Here is a 17,563-nt window from a genome sequence, read left to right as displayed (position 1 = left end):
GTTCAGGTGGAAGTAGACGGTGTCGATGCCGCGGCCGGCGCAGGTGCTGCGGCCGGCGCCTCCGATTTGGAGTCCGTTTTCGCGTCGGTTTTGGGTGCTCCGCTGTCCGGGGCGGCAGGCGCCACACCGGTTGCGGGGGCACTGCCACCCTTGAAATCGGTCACATACCAGCCAGAACCCTTGAGTTGGAAACCGGCGGCGGTTAATTGCTTTTTGAATGCCGGGGCACTGCACTGAGGGCAATCCTGCAGGGGTGCATCAGAGATTTTCTGCAATACATCCTTGGCAAACCCGCAGGACTCGCATTTATAGGCGTAAATGGGCATGGAAGTAGAGCTCAGACCTGAAGTTGCAAAACTCTCAATTATAGGTGCGCTGTCAGAACCACCGGAGGCGCGCCCAAAGCTGCAGCACCACCAGCCCCACAGAAAACCCGATGACGATGGTCACCAGCGTCTGCAGCAAACGATTGGTGCGCTTTTGCTCCACTAACAGCTCGCGGATCAACGCGTCATTGCCGGAGTTGGGCCGCTGCAAGTACAGGTGAAGCAAACCGGGCAACTCCGGCAACAACTTGGCATAACGGGGCGCCTGGGCCTTGAGCTCGTGCAGCAATTTTTGCGGCCCCACCTGCTGCAGCATCCACTGCTCCAAAAAGGGCTTGGCCGTGGCCCACAAATCCAACTCCGGATCGAGGTCTCGCCCCAAACCTTCGATGTTGAGCAAGGTTTTTTGCAGCAACACCAGCTGCGGCTGAATCTCGACCTGGAATCGTCGCGAGGTCTGGAAAAGCCGCATCAGCACCATGCCAAGCGAAATTTCCTTGAGTGGCCGGTCGAAATACGGCTCGCAAACCGCCCGCACCGCCGCTTCCAACTCATCTACCCGGGTCGCCGCAGGCACCCAACCAGACTCAATGTGCAGCTCCGCCACGCGCTTGTAATCGCGGCGGAAAAACGCCACAAAGTTCTGTGCGAGATACTCTTTGTCGACCTCGGTGAGGGTGCCAACAATTCCGAAATCCAATGAAATATAGCGCCCGAAGGTCTCAGGCGCCAAGCTCACTTGGATGTTGCCCGGATGCATATCCGCATGGAAAAAGCCATCGCGGAACACCTGAGTGAAAAACAGCGTCACGCCGTCACGCGCCAACTTGGGAATGTCCACCCCTGCTGCACGCAGGGCATCGATCTGGCTGATGGGAACACCCACCATGCGTTCCATGACCAGCACTTCAGTGGAGCAATAGTCCCAGTGCATTTCAGGGATAAGCACAAGATCCAAGCCTTCCATATTGCGGCGCAACTGCGCCGCGCTGGAGGCTTCACGGACCAGGTCCAACTCGTCGTGCAGGTATTTGTCAAACTCTGCCACCACCTCGCGGGGCTTGAGGCGCTTGCCATCAGCTGACAGCCCCTCGACCCAACCGGCCATCATGCGCATGAGTGCCAAGTCTTTGTCGATCACCCGCAACATGTCAGGGCGCAGTACCTTGACGGCTACTGCGCGCTCCCGCCCCTGCCGGTCCCGCAATACTGCGAAATGTACTTGGGCGATCGATGCACTCGCTACAGGAGTGCGCTCGAACGACACAAACAATTCCGACACCGGCTTGCCCAGTGCACGCTCAATCGTGGCTACCGCGATGGCTGAATCAAATGGGGGCACCCGGTCTTGCAGCTTGGCCAGCTCATTGGCAATATCCAGCGGCAACAAATCGCGGCGGGTCGACAACACCTGACCGAACTTGACAAAAATCGGGCCCAAACGCTCCAGCGCTTCACGCAGGCGTTGACCACGGGGCTCATCGAGAGAACGACCAACCGACACAATGCGGGCCAGCAGGCGCAGCCAAGGCTTCTGGAAGCTGGTGAGCACCAGCTCGTCGAGCCCATAGCGCAGGACGACCCAAACGATAAAAAACCCGCGGCCGAAGCGGCTCATGGCGTGGTGCCGGCCGAACCCGCTGGCGCGCGTTTGGACACGAACTGCTGCAGAGCCTGGCCGGTGGTACGGCAGATTTGCATCAACATGTGCGCGGGTGCATCGCCCATGATCTTGGAGAGATCCTCCTCCACGTCCCAGCGCACATGGTCTGCCAGCCAGTTGACTTCAGCGGCTAACTGCACATCACCTTCGATCCGCACTGAGGGTTTGGCACCTTGCATGACCGCCCGCGCAATTGCGAAGGGGGAGTCGTCGGTGATGGTCAGAGAAAGGTCGGGGGTGGCTTCAGCGTCTGCCAGATCGAGCAGGCCCGCTGCCGTCGCCTGAACCCGGAAGGTGAACTCACGCCATTGCGCGTGAATGACGCGCCCTTTTTGTCGCGCCAAACGCTCGGTAGCCTGGGGCTCCTGCTGAAGCACGTGATTGAGCAAGAGCACCACACGACGGTGGCTTTCTTCAATCGCCCAAGCAGGCGGCGTCAGTGGAAAGGGAAGGTTCTGGAAGAGGCCTTCCAGCATAGAAAAAGGGGACTGTGTTGCCATAGTCCCCCATTATCTGCCTGAAAAATGACCGGCTTTACTGCAGGGCTTGAACCCCTGCCACCAACCAGCCGCTGCTGCCGTTTTTGGCCTTGGTCATGTTCCAGACTTCGCGGAACGGGCTAGGGCCTGCCGACAACTCTTCGCGAATCATTCCGGAGAATTCCACGCTGGCCATGTACTCGTCAGGCAACTCCTCGATGCCCAGCAAACGGGCGTCAATCATCACTACATCGGTGTGGTTGGCACCAGTACCGGTGTGCGCTTCCCGCTCGGCGAGCTGGGACTGAATTTCGCGGGTCATGTCGTCGGTCATCATGGCGCGCAAGGCGGCCACGTCCGACCGGTCCCAGGCTGCCTGCAGCGTCACAAAATTCGCTTTGGCAGACTTCAAAAAGCCTTCGGAATCAAACCCTGCAGGCACGCCCCAATTCTGGGAGCCCATCAGCGCGGAGCCGATCATCGAACCGCTGGAAGCCTGAGGCGCCTCAAAGCCCATATGGTTTCGCTCCCATGGGCGGGCCGATGCGTCGTTGCCGACATTCTCGGCACGGTACTGCTTCAAATCCTGCACCGGCGCCGGACCTGCGGGTACCCCTGCGCCCTGAAAAGCAAACGGCGAGGCCTGTTGAACGGCAGTTTTACGGCTGCGCATCAACCACCCCACCAGCATCATGACGCCCAATGCCAGCAGGCCGAACATCAAGATGTTGCCGAACGCCTCACCGAAACCCAGTGAATTCGCCAACCAAGCCAGCCCTAAGCCTGCTGCCAAGCCACCCAACATGGCGCCCCAAGGCCGCTTAGGCGCTTGCGCCGCAGCGGGCGCTGCAGCAGGAGCGGGCGCTGCAGCAGGAGCGGGCTTCGCCGCTGCGCTGTTGACGTTTTGCGAAGGGGCTACCGGTGTTGCCGGTGATGCACCCGTTGAATCCCGCTGGGTGACGTTGCTGGACTGCTTACCGAACGACTTCCCTCCGCCCAGGCGTTTGGCGGCTTCTGCGTTAAAGCCCGAAAGGGATAGCGCGAGTGTCAATGCCAATGCCCACAATTTCATAGTTATCTCCTGGGTGTAACTGTCTTCAGCACTTGATTCCAACATGCAAGGCGGCAATACCGCCAGTCAAATTGTGATAGTCCACATGACCAAAGCCCACTTTGTGCATCAGGGTCTTTAGCTCTTGCTGGCCCGGGTGCATCCGGATGGATTCCGCCAAGTACCGGTAACTGGCGTCATCACCCGCGATCAGCTTGCCCAAACGTGGCAACACCTTGAAAGAGTACCAGTCGTACACCTTCTCCAAGGGGGGTGCCACCTTGGAAAACTCCAGCACCAACAGCTTGCCGCCGGGCTTCAACACCCGTTGCATTTCTGCCAAAGCCACGTCTTTGTGGGTCATGTTGCGCAATCCGAAGGCCACGCTGACCACATTGAAATAGTTGTCCGGGAAAGGCAACTTTTCGGCATCGCACACCAGCGTGGGCAACACGATGCCGGCATCCAGCAGGCGGTTGCGGCCGGTGGAGAGCATGGCCTGATTGATATCGGTGTGCACCACCTGTCCGGACGTGCCGACTTTTTTGGAGAATGCCATGGCGAGGTCGCCGGTGCCGCCAGCAATGTCCAGCGCCTTGTCGCCCTCCTTCAGGTTGGCCACCAGCACGGTGTAGGCTTTCCAGGCGCGGTGCAGGCCGGCGGACATCAGGTCGTTCATCAAGTCGTATTTGGGGGCAACGGAATCGAACACACCACGCACGTGGCTGGCTTTCTCTGATTCATCGACCGACTTGAAACCGAAATGGGTAGTACTCATAGTTTTAGTCCAATTGGGCTCCAGCGCTCATGGAATATGCGCGGGTAGCTCCTGAAACAATAGCAATCAGGCTGGGATCAGTGGCTGGCACAGCCGTGGCCGCCTTTAGGTGCCATGACTGCATCGCGCGCTACGCCCGCGGCCTTCAGCTTGTCCTCGTAATCCTGCCAAAGGCGCGTCTGCTGGGAACCCAAAAAATACAGGTAGTCCCAGGTGTAGATGCCGGTGTCGTGTCCGTCGGAAAAACGGGGCTGCACCGCATAGTTGCCTACTTGCTCCAGCGCTTCCAACTCCACGTCGCGCTTGCCGGTTTGCAGGGTCTCTTGGCCCGGGCCATGGCCCTGCACCTCGGCAGACGGCGAGTAGACCCGCATCAGCTCAAACGGAATGCGAAAACGCGCCCCATCAGAAAAGCCCACTTCCAGCACACGGCTCTGGCCGTGCACGGTGAGGTCTTGCGGGGTCGGCGCGCCAGCGGTCAAACCTGCCATTGCGCCCCCTTAGACCAGCACGCGCTCAATGCCACCGGCATTGGCGGTTTGCACGTACTCGGGCAACCATTCCTTGCCCAGAATCTGGTTGGCCATTTCGACCACGATGTAGTCGGCCTCCAGCAAGCCGTTGTTCAGGTCGTTGCCGTAGCGACTCAGACCTTGCAAGCAGCTCGGGCAGCTGGTCAAAATCTTGACGTTACCTTCTGCCTTGGCCGACTGTCCCTCGGGCACAGTCAGGGCTCGCAATGCAGTTTCGCCCTTGCGCAACTCCTCTTCCTTGCGGAAGCGGATTTGAGTGGAGATGTCCGGGCGGGTCACACCCAGCGTGCCGGACTCGCCGCAGCAGCGGTCATTCTTCAAAACTGCGTCGCCCACGAGGGCCTTGACCGTCTTCATCGGGTCCTGCAGCTTCATGGGGCTGTGGCAAGGGTCGTGGTACAGATAGCCCGCACCCGCGCTGCCCTCTGGAACCAGGGTGATGCCCTTTTCAAGCAAATATTCATGGATGTCGATGATGCGGCTGCCGGGGAAGATCTTGTCGAACTCGTAGCCCTGCAACTGGTCGTAACAAGTACCGCAGCTCACCACGACCGTCTTGATATCCAGGTAATTCAGCGTGTTGGCCACTCGGTGGAACAGCACCCGGTTATCAGTGATCATCTTCTCGGCTTTGTCCGCCTGGCCACTGCCACGCTGGGGGTAACCGCAGCACAGGTAGCCCGGTGGCAGCACGGTTTGCACACCGGCATGCCAGAGCATGGCTTGGGTGGCCAAACCCACTTGGCTGAACAAGCGCTCCGAGCCGCAGCCGGGGAAGTAGAACACCGCCTCGGTCTCGGCCGTAGTAGCCTTGGGGTTGCGGATGATGGGCACGTAATCCGCATCTTCAATGTCCAGCAAGGCTCGGGCCGTCTTCTTGGGCAAGCCGCCGGGCATCTTCTTGTTGATAAAGTGGATCACCTGCTCTTTGATGGGCGCAGTGCCCACCGTGGCTGGCGGCTTGGCGGTTTGCTTTTTGGCAGCTAGGCGCAAGACCTGGTTAGCCAGTCGCTGGGCCTTGAAGCCCACGCCCACCATGGCTGAGCGCATCAGCTTGATGGTCTCGGGATTGGTGGCGTTCAGGAAGAACATGGCGGCCGCGTTGCCGGGGCGGAAGGACTTCTGCCCCATCTTGCGCAACAAGTTGCGCATGTTCATGGTCACATCGCCAAAGTCGATCTTCACCGGACAGGGCGATTCGCACTTGTGGCAGACCGTGCAGTGGTCGGCCACGTCCTCAAACTCTTCCCAATGCTTGACGCTGATGCCGCGGCGGGTCTGCTCTTCATAAAGGAAGGCCTCGACCAGCAATGAGGTGGCCAGAATCTTGTTGCGCGGGCTATAGAGCAGGTTGGCACGCGGCACGTGGGTGGCACACACCGGTTTGCACTTGCCGCAGCGCAGGCAGTCTTTCACCGAATCGGCGATGGCGCCGATATCACTCTGCTGCATGATCAAGGACTCGTGCCCCATCAGGCCGAACGAAGGCGTGTAAGCGTTGGTCAAGTCAGCGTAAATTGCAGAGCCATCGGCAGTCAAATGCGGCGCGAACCCGCTTCCAGGCTGCGCGGGCAGCTCCTGATTTCGGAGCAACTTGCCTTTATTGAAACGGCCTTCAGGGTCCACTTTGGCCTTGTAGGCAATGAAGGGCGCCAGCTCGGCTTCGCTCAAAAACTCCAACTTGGTAATGCCGATGCCGTGCTCGCCGGAGATCACGCCATCCAGGCTGCGGGCCAGCGCCATGATGCGTTTGACCGCACCGTGAGCGGCTTGCAGCATGTCGTAGTCGTCGCTGTTAACCGGGATGTTGGTGTGCACATTGCCGTCGCCGGCGTGCATGTGCAAGGCCACCCAGACACGGCCTTTAAGCACGCGCTTGTGGATGGCAGTGCACTCCGCCAGGATGGCATCAAACGCCGCGCCGGTGAAGATGGCTTGCAGCGGCGTGCGGATTTGTGTCTTCCAGCTGGCGCGCAGGCTGTGGTCTTGCAGCTGAGGGAACAAGGTTTCCACCCCATCCAGCCAGCCCTGCCACTGGCTGCGCACCTGCGCCACCAAGTCTAATGCCTGGGCCACACGGTCTTCCAGAAGCTCGGCCGATGGAATGTCGTTGGCGTCATCGGTCTTGCCCAAGGGCAGATCGCTGCGTTCAAAGAAGGTGGTCAGCGCATCACACAGGGCCAGCTTGTTCTGCAGGCTCAGTTCAATGTTGATGCGCTCGATGCCGTCGGTGTACTCCGCCATGCGGGGCAGCGGGATCACCACGTCTTCATTGATCTTGAACGCGTTGGTGTGCTTGCTGATGGCAGCCGTGCGCTTGCGGTCCAGCCAAAATTTCTTGCGGGCCTCGGGGCTAATGGCCACGAATCCTTCGCCACTGCGGCCGTTGGCCAGGCGCACCACTTCGCTGGTAACACGAGCCACATCGTCCGCGTTGTCGCCGGCAATATCGCCGAACAACACCATTTTGGGGAAGCCGCCGCGCTTGCTCTTGGTGGCGTAGCCCACCGCTTTCAGGTAGCGGTCGTCCAAATGCTCCAGTCCGGCCAGCAAAACGCCGCTGCGTTTTTGCTCGGCGAACATGAAGTCCTTGATATCCACGATGCTGGGCACCGCGTCTTTGGCATTGCCAAAGAACTCGAGGCACACCGTGCGAGTGTGGGCGGGCATCTTGTGCACCACCCAGCGCGCGCTGGTGATCAGGCCATCCGAGCCCTCTTTCTGAATGCCGGGCAAGCCACTCAGGAACTTGTCGGTCACGTCCTTGCCCAGGCCTTCTTTGCGGAAGGTGGCGCCAGGAATATCCAGGCGCTCTTTGCGGATGGGTGTTTTGCCGTCGGCCTTGTAGTACTGCAGCTCAAAGCTGGCCACGTCCACGTCATGGATCTTGCCCATGTTGTGGTTGATACGGGTCACTTCCAGCCACTCGGCCTGCGGCGTCACCATGCGCCAGCTGGCCAGGTTGTCCAGCGCAGTGCCCCAGAGCACCGCTTTTTTGCCGCCTGCATTCATGGCGATATTGCCGCCAATACACGAGGCCTCGGCAGACGTGGGGTCCACCGCAAACACATAACCACCGCGCTCGGCGGCATCGGCCACGCGCTGGGTGACCACACCGGCCTCGGACCACACGGTGGCCACGTCGCGATCCAGCCCAGGGAGGCGTTTCATCTCCACCTCGGTCATGGCTTCGAGCTTTTCGGTGTTGATGACCACGCTCTTCCAGGTGAGCGGAATCGCGCCGCCGGTGTAGCCGGTGCCGCCCCCACGGGGGATGATGGTCAGCCCCAACTCAATACAACCTTTGACCAAGCGGGCCATTTCCTCTTCCGAGTCGGGGCACAGCACCACAAAGGGATATTCCACACGCCAGTCGGTCGCATCGGTAACGTGGCTCACGCGTGAGAGGCCATCAAACTTGACGTTGTCCTTGGCGGTAAGTTTGTAGAGCAGCTTCTGGGTCTTTTTGCGCAGGGCAGCCACTTCCACAAACGCCGCGTCAAACGCTTTAACCGCCGCGCGGGCAGCCACCAGCAGCTGGCCGACCATGGCGTCGCGCTCGGGGTCAGCCTCTGGGGTACGGCGTTTCTCGACTTCCGAGAGGCGGTGGTTCAAGGCATCGACCAGTTGGCCGCGGCGTTTGGGGTTGTCCAGCAGGTCGTCCTGCAGATAGGGGTTGCGCTGCACCACCCAGACATCGCCCAGCACCTCGTAGAGCATCCGGGCTGAACGCCCGGTCTGGCGCTCGCCACGCAGCTGGTTCAACAACTCCCAGCTTTGAGAACCCAGCAAACGGATCACGATTTCCCGGTCAGAGAAAGACGTGTAGTTGTACGGGATTTCACGGATGCGCTCTTGCGCGTGCGCGCCCGATTGGGCAACGCTGAGAAGGTGATTGAGCGAGGTGGGAGCGTTCATCAGGGTGTGTAGTTGCTGCCATGGGCCCCAGAAAGGCCTATTTTGGTAGGTTTGCGATGGTACCGCACCGCCTATACACGGGCTTTTCTAATGGAAACCCCTGACCGTCCGGTCAAGAACCGTAGTGTGTAATCGACGTGACACAAAATTGAAATGAAGCGCCCCTAAAGTCGCTTCTTTCGCATTACAGGAAAGTTCTATGTCTATCACCCGCAGAGCATTGTCGATCGCTGCTGTTTCCGCTGCAGCGTTTTCCGTCGTAGCACCAGCACAGGCCCAAACCGACATCCAATGGTGGCACTCGATGACCGCCGTGAATGGCGAATGGGTGAATGATCTGGCGAAAGAATTCAACGCCAGCCAAAAGGAATACCGGATTCTCCCGACCTTCAAAGGCACTTACGACGAGTCCATGACCGCCGCTGTCGCCGCCTTCCGTGCCGGCAATGCTCCACACATCTTGCAAGTCTTTGAAGTCGGCACCGCCACCATGATGGCCAGCAAAAACGCCGTCGTGCCCGTGGGCAAGGTTATGACCGACGCGGGCTACAAGTTTGACCCCAAGGCCTACGTACCCGCAGTGGCAGGCTACTACACCGCGCCCAATGGACAGATGCTGAGCTTCCCGTTCAACAGCTCCACAACTGTTTTCTACTACAACAAAGACGCTTTCAAAGCGGCTGGCCTGGATACCGAAAAGGCACCATCCACCTGGGCGGAAGTCGCCCTAGCGGGAGCCAAGCTCAAAGCCAACGGCCACAAGTGCCCGCTGTCCATCGCATGGCAAGGTTGGACCCAGCTGGAAAGCTTCTCGGCATGGCACAACGTGGAATTCGCAACCAAGCAAAACGGCTTGGCCGGCATGGATGCGCGCCTGCGCATCAACTCGCCGCTGCATGTGCGCCACATTGAAAACCTGTCCAACATGGCCAAGCAAGGCATCTTCGTCTACAAGGGCCGCGGCAACGTGCCTGAAGCCAGCTTCGTGTCCGGCGAATGCGCCATGATGACAACATCCAGCGGCTTCTACGGCAACGTGAAGAAAAACGCCAAGTTCAACTTCGGTTTGGCCCAATTGCCGCACTACCAAGACGTCCCCGGCGCGCCGCAAAACACCGTGATCGGTGGCGCTAGCCTGTGGGTCATGGCCGGTAAAAAGGCCGAAGAATACAAAGGCATTGCCAAATTCTTTGACTTCCTGTCCAAGCCCGAAGTGCAGTCAGCCAGCCATAAGCGTACCGGCTACCTGCCGATCACGACTGCCGCGTTCCAGCTGACTGAAAAATCGGGCTTCTACAAAGAAAACCCCGGCACTGATGTGGCGGTGAACCAGATGATCCGCAAGGTCACTGACAAATCGCGCGGCATCCGCTTGGGTAACTATGTGCAGATCCGCTCTATCGAGGACGAAGAACTCGAACAAGTCTGGGCTGGCAAGAAAACCGCCAGAGAAGCGCTCGACTCGGTTGTGACCCGCGGCGATGAGTTGCTGGCACGTTTCGAAAAAGCCAACAAGTAATCTTTTTCAACTTCCACCGAGTGGCGGCTTATGCCGCCACTTTGCATTTCTGATCGGAACATATGGCTGCTGAAAAACGCGTCGTTTTTAAATCTGCGTGGCTGCCATGGGTGCTAATTGCGCCGCAGGTCGCTGTTATCTCTATCTTCTTCTTCTGGCCGGCAGCCCAAGCCTTGCTGCAATCTGTGCAGCAAAGTGATGCGTTTGGTACCTCGGTAGAGTTTGTAGGGCTCGAAAACTTCCGTAACCTGTGGAACGATGCTTCGTACCTTGCCTCGTTCAAAGTAACGGCTGTTTTTTCGATTTTGGTTGCGGTACTGGGCTTGTCGTTGTCTCTCACCCTGGCCATCTTTGCGGACCGTGTGGTCAAAGGCTCCGGCGTATACCGCACCTTCTTGATCTGGCCTTACGCTGTAGCCCCCGCAGTGGCGGGCGTACTCTGGCTGTTCATGTTTGCCCCCAGCATCGGCATCGTGAGCTACGGCATCCGCGAGCTGGGCATGTCCTGGGATCCGCTGCTCAACAGCAACCACGCCATGTCGCTTATCGTCATGGCTGCGGTGTGGAAGCAAATTTCATACAACTTTCTGTTCTTTCTCGCAGGCTTGCAATCCATCCCCAAGTCGCTCATTGAAGCCGCTTCCATGGACGGTGCCCGGCCATGGCGCCGGTTCTGGACAATTCAACTGCCGCTGTTGTCGCCAACCACCTTCTTTTTGCTGGTGATCAACATCGTGTATGCGTTTTTTGACACCTTCGCCATCGTGGACGCAGCCACCAAAGGTGGCCCCGGCAAAGACACTGCGATCCTGGTCTACAAGGTGTATTTCGACGGTTTCAAAGCCATGGATCTGGGAGGCTCCGCAGCCCAGTCAGTGGTGCTCATGGTCATTGTTGTCGCCCTGACGGTGGTGCAATTCCGGTTTGTTGAGAAAAAGGTGAATTACTGATGGTCGAACGACGCCCCTGGCTGGACTTTTTGTCCCACGCCATCCTCATCCTCGGCGTGCTGGTCGTGGCCTTTCCGGTCTACATCACGTTTGTCGCCTCCACGCACACGGCAGACGCCATCGTGCAATCCCCCATGCCCTTGTGGCCCGGTGCCCATCTCTGGGACAACTACCGCACAGCCCTCTTGGGCGGTCGCGAAGGCACGGGCTCCAAGGCCGCTGTAGGCGGCATGATGATGGTCAGCCTGATCACCGCCCTCGTCATTTCGCTGGGCAAGATCTCGATCTCGCTGCTTTCGGCGTTTGCCATTGTGTACTTCCGCTTCCCGTTCCGCATGGGTTTCTTCTGGGCCATTTTTGTGACCCTGATGCTGCCGGTCGAGGTGCGTATCGGCCCGACCTACCAGGTGGTGGCAGATTTGGGCCTGCTCAACAGCTACGCGGGCCTTACGGTGCCCCTGATTGCCTCGGCAACTGCCACTTTCTTGTTCCGGCAGTTCTTCCTGACAGTGCCTGAAGAGCTGGTCGAAGCTGCCCGGGTCGATGGCGCAGGACCCATGCGCTTTTTCAAGGACATTCTGGTGCCCTTGTCCCGCACCAGCATTGCCGCCCTGTTTGTGATTCAGTTCATTTACGGCTGGAACCAGTACCTCTGGCCCCTGCTGGTCACCACTGAAGAAAACATGTACCCCGTGGTGATCGGCATCAAGCAAATGATTTCTGGTGGCGATGCGCAAACCGAGTGGAACATCGTCATGGCAACGGCCATGTTGGCCATGATTCCCCCGGCACTCGTCGTCATGTTGATGCAAAAGTGGTTCGTCAAAGGCTTGGTGGACACCGAGAAATAAGTCCTCGCCACCCCGACGTCCTCTCTTACAACCCCAATTACGGTAATTTATGGCTTCCATCGAACTCCACAACATCATCAAGCGCTACGGCAGCGGCAAAACGGCTAACCAAGTCATCCACGGGGTGAACGCCCAAATTCAGGACGGTGAATTCATCGTTATCGTCGGCCCCAGCGGCTGCGGCAAATCCACGCTATTGCGCATGGTGGCCGGGCTGGAAGAAATTAGCGAAGGCCAAATTTCCATCGGCGGGCGCGTGGTCAACGACCTAGAACCAAGCGAGCGCGACATCGCCATGGTGTTCCAGAACTACGCGCTCTACCCGCACATGAGCGCGTTCGAGAACATGGCCTACGGCCTGAAGATCGCCAATGTGCCGATGGACGAGATCAAGCGCCGTGTCGACAAAGCGGCGAAGATCCTCGAACTCGCCCCCTACCTTGAGCGCAAACCCAAGGCTCTGTCAGGCGGTCAACGCCAGCGTGTGGCCATGGGCCGCGCCATTGTGCGCCAGCCCCAGGTATTTTTGTTTGACGAACCGCTCTCCAACCTAGACGCCAAACTGCGCGCCCAGACCCGCCTGGAGATCCAGAAGCTGCACCGCGAGCTGGGCATCACCAGCCTGTTTGTGACGCACGACCAGGTCGAAGCCATGACCCTGGCCCAGCGCATGATCGTCATGAACGGCGGTGTGATGGAGCAGTTCGGCACACCCGAAGAGGTCTACACCCGCCCGGCCAGCACCTTTGTGGCCAGCTTCATCGGCTCGCCGCCCATGAACCTGCTCAAAAACGCGCCGGACGCCAAAGCAGGCGTCATCACTGGCATTCGCCCCGAACATTTAGACATCACCCCCGGAGGCTGGGCATTGCAGGTCGAAGCAGTAGAAATGCTGGGCGCCGAGCGCCTAATTTACGGCAAGTGGGCGCACAAATTGAATGCCGCGGACGCTGACGAGACCGTCATCATCCGCATCGAAGAGTCAGCCGCTGTGCCGGCCTTGGGTAGCACCTTGCACGTGACACCGCGTGCAGGCCGCATCCACCACTTCGACGCTGCTACCAGCAAACGGATCGACGCATGAGCCACCCAGCCCCGGCACTGCCCTTGTGGCCCTACCCTCGCTGGGTTGCGCACCGTGGTGCCGGCAAGCTGGCACCGGAAAACACCCTGGCGGCATTCCGCCTGGGCGCCCAACATGGGTACCGCATGTTCGAATGCGACGTGAAGCTAAGCGCGGATGGCGTGCCCTTTTTGCTGCACGACGCCACCCTGGCGCGCACCACCAACGCACCCAACAAGGCTCTAGCCCCTGTGCAGATTGCGCAGATAGCTATCAAAGATGCAGCACCTGAAGCCATTGCCGGCAACCACACTTGGCACACGCTCAGTCAGCTCGATGCGGGCGGCTGGCACAGCCGGGCGTATGCGGGTGAACCTATTCCCACACTCGATGGCATTGCGCAGTTCTGCATCGCCAACGGCTTTTTCTTGAATATCGAGATCAAGCCCACGCCGGGCACCGAGCGCCATACCGGAGAAGTAGTGGCTCGCCATGCCGCCGGCTTGTGGGCCGGGCAAACGGTGCCGCCACTGTTGACTTCTTTCAGCCCCGAAGCGCTGGAAGGTGCCCAGCACTCTGCCCCCACCTTGCCCCGTGGGCTGCTGCTCGATACCCTCTGGAGCGGCTGGCTGGAGACCGCCATCCGCTTGGGCTGTCAGGCCATTGTGTGCAACCACAAGCTCTGGGACACCCACACTGTGAACCAAGCCAAAGCGGCAGGCATGCGCACCCTGAGCTACACGGTGAACGATGAGCCCACCGCGCAGCGGCTGATAGACCTGCACACCGACGGCATCATCACCGACCGGGTGGACTTGTTCAGCCCCGTTTAAGCACCCAGTCCACTGCGGCGGCCATGTCCCGCACCACCACAGTCGCCGAGCTGAAATCCTGGGCGGCTGACATCGGGGTCGGAATAGCCACACACGCCACACCGGCCGCGATGGCAGACGCCACGCCGTGCTCGGTGTCTTCAAATGCCACGGCCTCGCTGGCTTGCAAGCCCATCTGCTGCAGTGCCAGCAGGTAGCAATCGGGGGCAGGCTTGCTGTGCACCACCTCATCGGCAGATACCACCACCTCAAACTCCGGCGCCAAGGCGTGCGAGCGCAAGGTGCCGGCAATGGCAAACATGCGCGCGCCGGTGACCACGCCTTTGCGCAGACCGGCAGCGTTCAGGCGGGCCAGTGATTCGCGCACACCGGGCATCAGCGGAAAGGCGTGGGTTTGCAGATACACCGCTGCCGCGCCGTTTTTGGCCTCTGCCAGGGCCTCGGCACTGGGCGACAGGCCGTAGCGCTGCCGCACATCCTCCCCATTGGCCAATGCGGGCACGCCGGAGTAATGCTGCATGTACACATCCCGCGGAATCTCTACGCCATAGGGCTGGAGCACCTGATTCCACAAAGCGTGGTGCACCGCCTCGGAATCGACCAAGGTGCCGTCGTGGTCAAACAAAACCGCCTTGAACCGTAAAGACATAGAACTCCGGGGAAAAAAGAAACAGAAAAAAGAGGCCGCAGCGCTTCAGCGGCGCATAGCCCACCACTGGCTGGCGGCACAGGCCAGCACCATGGCGGCATAGCTGAGCATCTTGCCGTCGCGCCCGAAGAACACGAGCCCACCCACCAAGGCCACCAGACCCGCTACAAAATTGATAGCTACCTGCGCTCTGAGACCGTGCGCCAACGGCACTTTTCTATACAAAAGTGGCGCCAGAAGGGCCAACAACAAACCCACGAACAAGGCGGGGGCCGCAAAATTTAACAGGTAGTTCAGGAGATCGAGTGGGCCCATGGCGGTCATTGCAAAGGCCAATCGAGGCTTTGGCGGGGTAGGTATACGCTGGATTTTATAATCGGCGTCTAAACATATGGCAGTCTGGGCATTAGGCATCAATCACACCACCGCACCGCTGGATATGCGGGGCCGGTTTGCGTTCGCCAGTGACCAGATTGCACCGCAGCTCCAAGGGCTGCGCCAGAGCATGGCACGCCCCCCGGAAGCGGCCATCGTCTCCACCTGCAACCGCACAGAAATTTACTGTGCCGGCGATGAAGCTGCGCTAGACCATACCCTCGCCTGGCTGGCCCAGAGTGGCGGCATCTCTGCCAACGAACTGCGCTCCCACACTTACCGTCTGGAAGACCAGGAAGCCGCCCGCCATGCGTTCCGCGTGGCCAGTGGCCTCGACAGCATGGTGCTGGGCGAGCCGCAAATCCTGGGGCAGCTCAAAGACGCTGTCCGAGCCGCGGACGAGGCAGGCGCTTTGGGCACCATGCTCTCGCAACTCTTCCAACGCTCGTTCGCAGTCGCCAAAGAGGTGCGCACCTCCACCGAGATCGGCGCGCACAGCATCAGCATGGCCGCCGCCGCCGTGCGCCTGGCCGGTAATTTGTTTGAAGACCTGGCCAAGGTCAAGGTGCTGTTTGTGGGTGCGGGCGAAATGATCGAGCTTTGCGCCACGCACTTTGCGGCCAAGAACCCCAAAGCCATAGCCATTGCCAACCGCACGCTGGAGCGGGGTGAAAAGCTGGCCAGCCGCTTCGGCGGCGAAGTCATGCGACTGGCCGACCTGCCCGAGCGCTTGCACGAGTTTGATGCGGTCATCAGCTGCACCGCCAGCACCCTGCCCATCATCGGGTTGGGTGCCGTGGAGCGCGCGCTCAAAAAACGCAAACACCGCCCCATGTTCATGGTCGACCTCGCCGTGCCGCGCGACATTGAACCCGAAGTCAAAGCGCTGGGCGACGTGTACCTCTACACCGTGGACGACCTGGCTGGCGTGGTGCAAACCGCCCAGGCCAACCGCCAAGCCGCCGTGGCCCAAGCCGAAGCCATTGTGGACGCCGGGGTACAAAGCTTTATGCACTGGGTGGACCAGCGCAGCGCCGTGCCCCTGATCCAGCAGCTCAACGCCCAAGCCGAAGAATGGCGCGCCGCCGAACTCGCCCGTGCCCGCAAAATGCTGGCCAAGGGCGAGGATGTGGATGCGGTGCTTGAAGCTCTGGCCAAGGGCTTGAGCCAGAAGATGCTGCATGGCGCCATGGCCGAGCTGCATGCCGGTGACGCGGCGGCCCGTGAACGGGCAGGCCACGCGATTTCGCACTTTTTCTTGCGGAATAAGCGTTAGCTGGGGTCACAGACTAGGTTCACCCCACTCTCCCCCAGCCCCTCTCGCCCCGCTGGGCGAGAGGGGAGCGAAACAGCCACATTTTGTTTTCTCGCTTCGACCCCGCTTCTACTGTCGTCGCATTAATCGCCTCACCATTTAGCCACTCATGAAACCGTTTCTTCGCCAACAGCTTGCCAAATACAAAGATCGCCAAGGGGAGCTGGAGTTTTTGCTTTCGCGCGAGGACATCATGAAAGACATGGAACAGTTCCTCAAGCTCTCAAGAGAGCACACCGATGTGGCGGCGGTTGCGGGGCGTTGGGAACGCTTCCAGCAGCGCGAAGCGGATCTGGCCACAGGGCAGGAAATGCTAAGCGACGCAGCGGGCGATGACGACATGCTCGCCATGGCGCAGGAGGAAATTGACGGTGCCACTGCCGAGATGGCCCAGTTAGAGGCCGAGCTGCAGCGCATGCTGCTACCCAAGGACCCGGACGATGCGCGCCCTGCGTTTGTGGAAATCCGCGCCGGTACGGGGGGTGACGAATCGGCCCTGTTCGCAGCGGACCTCGCCCGCGTGTACACCCGCTACTGCGACGCCAAGGGCCTGCGCACCGAAATCATGAGCGCGTCTGAAAGCGAGTTGGGTGGCTACAAGGAAGTGGTGCTGCGCATCGAAGGCAGCACGACCACCAGCGCCGGCTCCTGCGGTGCCTACGGCATGCTGAAATTCGAATCTGGTGGCCACCGCGTGCAGCGTGTGCCAGCTACGGAGACACAAGGCCGCATTCACACCAGCGCCTGCACGATTGCGGTATTGGCCGAGCAAGACGAGGCGGAAGCCATCAAGATCAACCCCTCGGATCTGCGCATTGACACCTACCGCGCCAGCGGCGCCGGTGGCCAGCACATCAACAAGACCGACTCGGCGGTGCGTATCACGCACATTCCCACCGGCATCGTGGCGGAATGCCAGGATGGCCGCAGCCAGCACAGCAACAAGGCCCAGGCCCTGAAGGTGCTGACCGCCCGCATCCACGAAAAAGACCGCTCCGAACGCGCCGCCAAAGATGCGGCCGAGCGCAAGAGCTTGGTTGGCAGCGGCGACCGCAGCGACCGCATCCGCACCTACAACTACCCGCAAGGCCGCCTGACCGACCACCGCATCAACTTGACGCTCTACAAGCTAGACCGGGCGATGGAGGGTGATTTGGACGATGTGGTCGAAGCGCTGCAAGCCTATGAAGCTGCACAGCAACTGGCAGCGTTGGAAAACAGCTTGAATTGAGTTTGCTTACGGGTTGGAGTTGGGGCGGC

Annotated in this window: 16 protein-coding genes; 7 read left to right on the top strand and 9 right to left on the bottom strand. The window is 59.9% G+C overall.

From position 1 onward, the window contains the following. Window positions 1-2: 2 nt before the first annotated feature. From U5L73_RS06500 to U5L73_RS06470, 7 genes are all read right to left on the bottom strand, one after another. On the bottom strand, window positions 3-326 hold the full coding sequence (locus U5L73_RS06500) for an FmdB family zinc ribbon protein (RefSeq protein ID WP_322561581.1): 324 nt from the start codon (window positions 324-326) through the stop codon (window positions 3-5). 52 nt (window positions 327-378) lie between these two features. Further along, the gene (gene ubiB, locus U5L73_RS06495) at window positions 379-1,944 is read right to left on the bottom strand and encodes a ubiquinone biosynthesis regulatory protein kinase UbiB (RefSeq protein WP_322561580.1); all 1,566 of its coding nucleotides are present in this window, start codon (window positions 1,942-1,944) and stop codon (window positions 379-381) included. Next, window positions 1,941-2,489, bottom strand: a complete 549-nt coding sequence (locus U5L73_RS06490; RefSeq protein ID WP_322561579.1) for an SCP2 sterol-binding domain-containing protein — start codon at window positions 2,487-2,489, stop codon at window positions 1,941-1,943. Before U5L73_RS06490 ends, ubiB begins: the two co-directional genes overlap by 4 nt. A gap of 34 nt (window positions 2,490-2,523) precedes the next feature. Then, window positions 2,524-3,540 carry a Tim44 domain-containing protein gene (locus U5L73_RS06485; RefSeq protein WP_322561578.1) on the bottom strand — a complete coding sequence of 339 codons (1,017 nt, stop codon included), beginning with the start codon at window positions 3,538-3,540 and terminating at the stop codon, window positions 2,524-2,526. A 25-nt stretch (window positions 3,541-3,565) separates the two neighbouring features. After that, window positions 3,566-4,297, bottom strand: a complete 732-nt coding sequence (gene ubiE / locus U5L73_RS06480) for a bifunctional demethylmenaquinone methyltransferase/2-methoxy-6-polyprenyl-1,4-benzoquinol methylase UbiE (RefSeq protein WP_322561577.1) — start codon at window positions 4,295-4,297, stop codon at window positions 3,566-3,568. 77 nt (window positions 4,298-4,374) lie between these two features. Beyond that, the gene (locus U5L73_RS06475) at window positions 4,375-4,788 is read right to left on the bottom strand and encodes a DUF971 domain-containing protein (protein WP_322561576.1); all 414 of its coding nucleotides are present in this window, start codon (window positions 4,786-4,788) and stop codon (window positions 4,375-4,377) included. 9 nt (window positions 4,789-4,797) lie between these two features. Further along, window positions 4,798-8,748 carry an FAD/FMN-binding oxidoreductase gene (locus U5L73_RS06470; protein ID WP_322561575.1) on the bottom strand — a complete coding sequence of 1,317 codons (3,951 nt, stop codon included), beginning with the start codon at window positions 8,746-8,748 and terminating at the stop codon, window positions 4,798-4,800. Between the two features lie 199 nt (window positions 8,749-8,947). On the opposite strand from U5L73_RS06470, the gene ugpB reads away from it, so the two are divergent. From ugpB to U5L73_RS06445, 5 genes are all read left to right on the top strand, one after another. Next, window positions 8,948-10,267, top strand: a complete 1,320-nt coding sequence (gene ugpB / locus U5L73_RS06465; protein ID WP_322561574.1) for a sn-glycerol-3-phosphate ABC transporter substrate-binding protein UgpB — start codon at window positions 8,948-8,950, stop codon at window positions 10,265-10,267. 62 nt (window positions 10,268-10,329) lie between these two features. Next, window positions 10,330-11,217 (top strand): sn-glycerol-3-phosphate ABC transporter permease UgpA, encoded by an 888-nt coding sequence (ugpA, locus tag U5L73_RS06460; protein ID WP_322561573.1) that lies wholly within the window; start codon window positions 10,330-10,332, stop codon window positions 11,215-11,217. Next, window positions 11,217-12,068 carry a sn-glycerol-3-phosphate ABC transporter permease UgpE gene (gene ugpE / locus U5L73_RS06455; RefSeq protein WP_322561572.1) on the top strand — a complete coding sequence of 284 codons (852 nt, stop codon included), beginning with the start codon at window positions 11,217-11,219 and terminating at the stop codon, window positions 12,066-12,068. The genes ugpA and ugpE overlap by 1 nt, the downstream gene beginning before the upstream one ends. A 49-nt stretch (window positions 12,069-12,117) precedes the next feature. Beyond that, window positions 12,118-13,152, top strand: coding sequence for a sn-glycerol-3-phosphate ABC transporter ATP-binding protein UgpC (gene ugpC, locus U5L73_RS06450; protein ID WP_322561571.1), 1,035 nt, complete (start codon window positions 12,118-12,120; stop codon window positions 13,150-13,152). Beyond that, complete coding sequence (locus tag U5L73_RS06445) at window positions 13,149-13,964, top strand: glycerophosphoryl diester phosphodiesterase (protein ID WP_322561570.1); 816 nt, start codon at window positions 13,149-13,151, stop codon at window positions 13,962-13,964. Before ugpC ends, U5L73_RS06445 begins: the two co-directional genes overlap by 4 nt. On the opposite strand, the gene U5L73_RS06440 is transcribed toward U5L73_RS06445, so the two are convergent. Then, the gene (locus U5L73_RS06440) at window positions 13,951-14,613 is read right to left on the bottom strand and encodes an HAD family phosphatase (RefSeq protein WP_322561569.1); all 663 of its coding nucleotides are present in this window, start codon (window positions 14,611-14,613) and stop codon (window positions 13,951-13,953) included. The two genes, U5L73_RS06445 and U5L73_RS06440, sit on opposite strands and share 14 nt — an antisense overlap. Window positions 14,614-14,658: 45 nt before the next feature. Beyond that, entirely contained in the window at window positions 14,659-14,928 is a 270-nt protein-coding gene (locus tag U5L73_RS06435; RefSeq protein WP_322561568.1) for a hypothetical protein, read from the bottom strand. A 76-nt stretch (window positions 14,929-15,004) separates the two neighbouring features. On the opposite strand from U5L73_RS06435, the gene hemA reads away from it, so the two are divergent. Further along, window positions 15,005-16,264, top strand: a complete 1,260-nt coding sequence (gene hemA / locus U5L73_RS06430; RefSeq protein ID WP_322561567.1) for a glutamyl-tRNA reductase — start codon at window positions 15,005-15,007, stop codon at window positions 16,262-16,264. Between the two features lie 148 nt (window positions 16,265-16,412). Next, complete coding sequence (gene prfA / locus U5L73_RS06425; protein ID WP_322561566.1) at window positions 16,413-17,534, top strand: peptide chain release factor 1; 1,122 nt, start codon at window positions 16,413-16,415, stop codon at window positions 17,532-17,534. The last annotated feature ends 29 nt before the right edge of the window (window positions 17,535-17,563 follow it).

The organism is Rhodoferax sp., from assembly GCF_034520025.1.
GTDB lineage: Bacteria > Pseudomonadota > Gammaproteobacteria > Burkholderiales > Burkholderiaceae_C > Allorhodoferax.
The sequence above is the reverse complement of the archived record's forward strand: the minus strand, read 5'-3'. Positions and strand labels throughout refer to the sequence as shown.

Bases quoted from the DNA above. Each gene is read 5' to 3' on its own strand.
- U5L73_RS06500 (WP_322561581.1), bottom strand. From the start codon at position 326: ATGCCCATTTACGCCTATAAATGCGAGTCCTGCGGGTTTGCCAAGGAT.
- ubiB (WP_322561580.1), bottom strand. From the start codon at position 1,944: ATGAGCCGCTTCGGCCGCGGGTTTTTTATCGTTTGGGTCGTCCTGCGC.
- U5L73_RS06490 (WP_322561579.1), bottom strand. From the start codon at position 2,489: ATGGCAACACAGTCCCCTTTTTCTATGCTGGAAGGCCTCTTCCAGAAC.
- U5L73_RS06485 (WP_322561578.1), bottom strand. From the start codon at position 3,540: ATGAAATTGTGGGCATTGGCATTGACACTCGCGCTATCCCTTTCGGGC.
- ubiE (WP_322561577.1), bottom strand. From the start codon at position 4,297: ATGAGTACTACCCATTTCGGTTTCAAGTCGGTCGATGAATCAGAGAAA.
- U5L73_RS06475 (WP_322561576.1), bottom strand. From the start codon at position 4,788: ATGGCAGGTTTGACCGCTGGCGCGCCGACCCCGCAAGACCTCACCGTG.
- U5L73_RS06470 (WP_322561575.1), bottom strand. From the start codon at position 8,748: ATGAACGCTCCCACCTCGCTCAATCACCTTCTCAGCGTTGCCCAATCG.
- ugpB (WP_322561574.1), top strand. From the start codon at position 8,948: ATGTCTATCACCCGCAGAGCATTGTCGATCGCTGCTGTTTCCGCTGCA.
- ugpA (WP_322561573.1), top strand. From the start codon at position 10,330: ATGGCTGCTGAAAAACGCGTCGTTTTTAAATCTGCGTGGCTGCCATGG.
- ugpE (WP_322561572.1), top strand. From the start codon at position 11,217: ATGGTCGAACGACGCCCCTGGCTGGACTTTTTGTCCCACGCCATCCTC.
- ugpC (WP_322561571.1), top strand. From the start codon at position 12,118: ATGGCTTCCATCGAACTCCACAACATCATCAAGCGCTACGGCAGCGGC.
- U5L73_RS06445 (WP_322561570.1), top strand. From the start codon at position 13,149: ATGAGCCACCCAGCCCCGGCACTGCCCTTGTGGCCCTACCCTCGCTGG.
- U5L73_RS06440 (WP_322561569.1), bottom strand. From the start codon at position 14,613: ATGTCTTTACGGTTCAAGGCGGTTTTGTTTGACCACGACGGCACCTTG.
- U5L73_RS06435 (WP_322561568.1), bottom strand. From the start codon at position 14,928: ATGGGCCCACTCGATCTCCTGAACTACCTGTTAAATTTTGCGGCCCCC.
- hemA (WP_322561567.1), top strand. From the start codon at position 15,005: ATGGCAGTCTGGGCATTAGGCATCAATCACACCACCGCACCGCTGGAT.
- prfA (WP_322561566.1), top strand. From the start codon at position 16,413: ATGAAACCGTTTCTTCGCCAACAGCTTGCCAAATACAAAGATCGCCAA.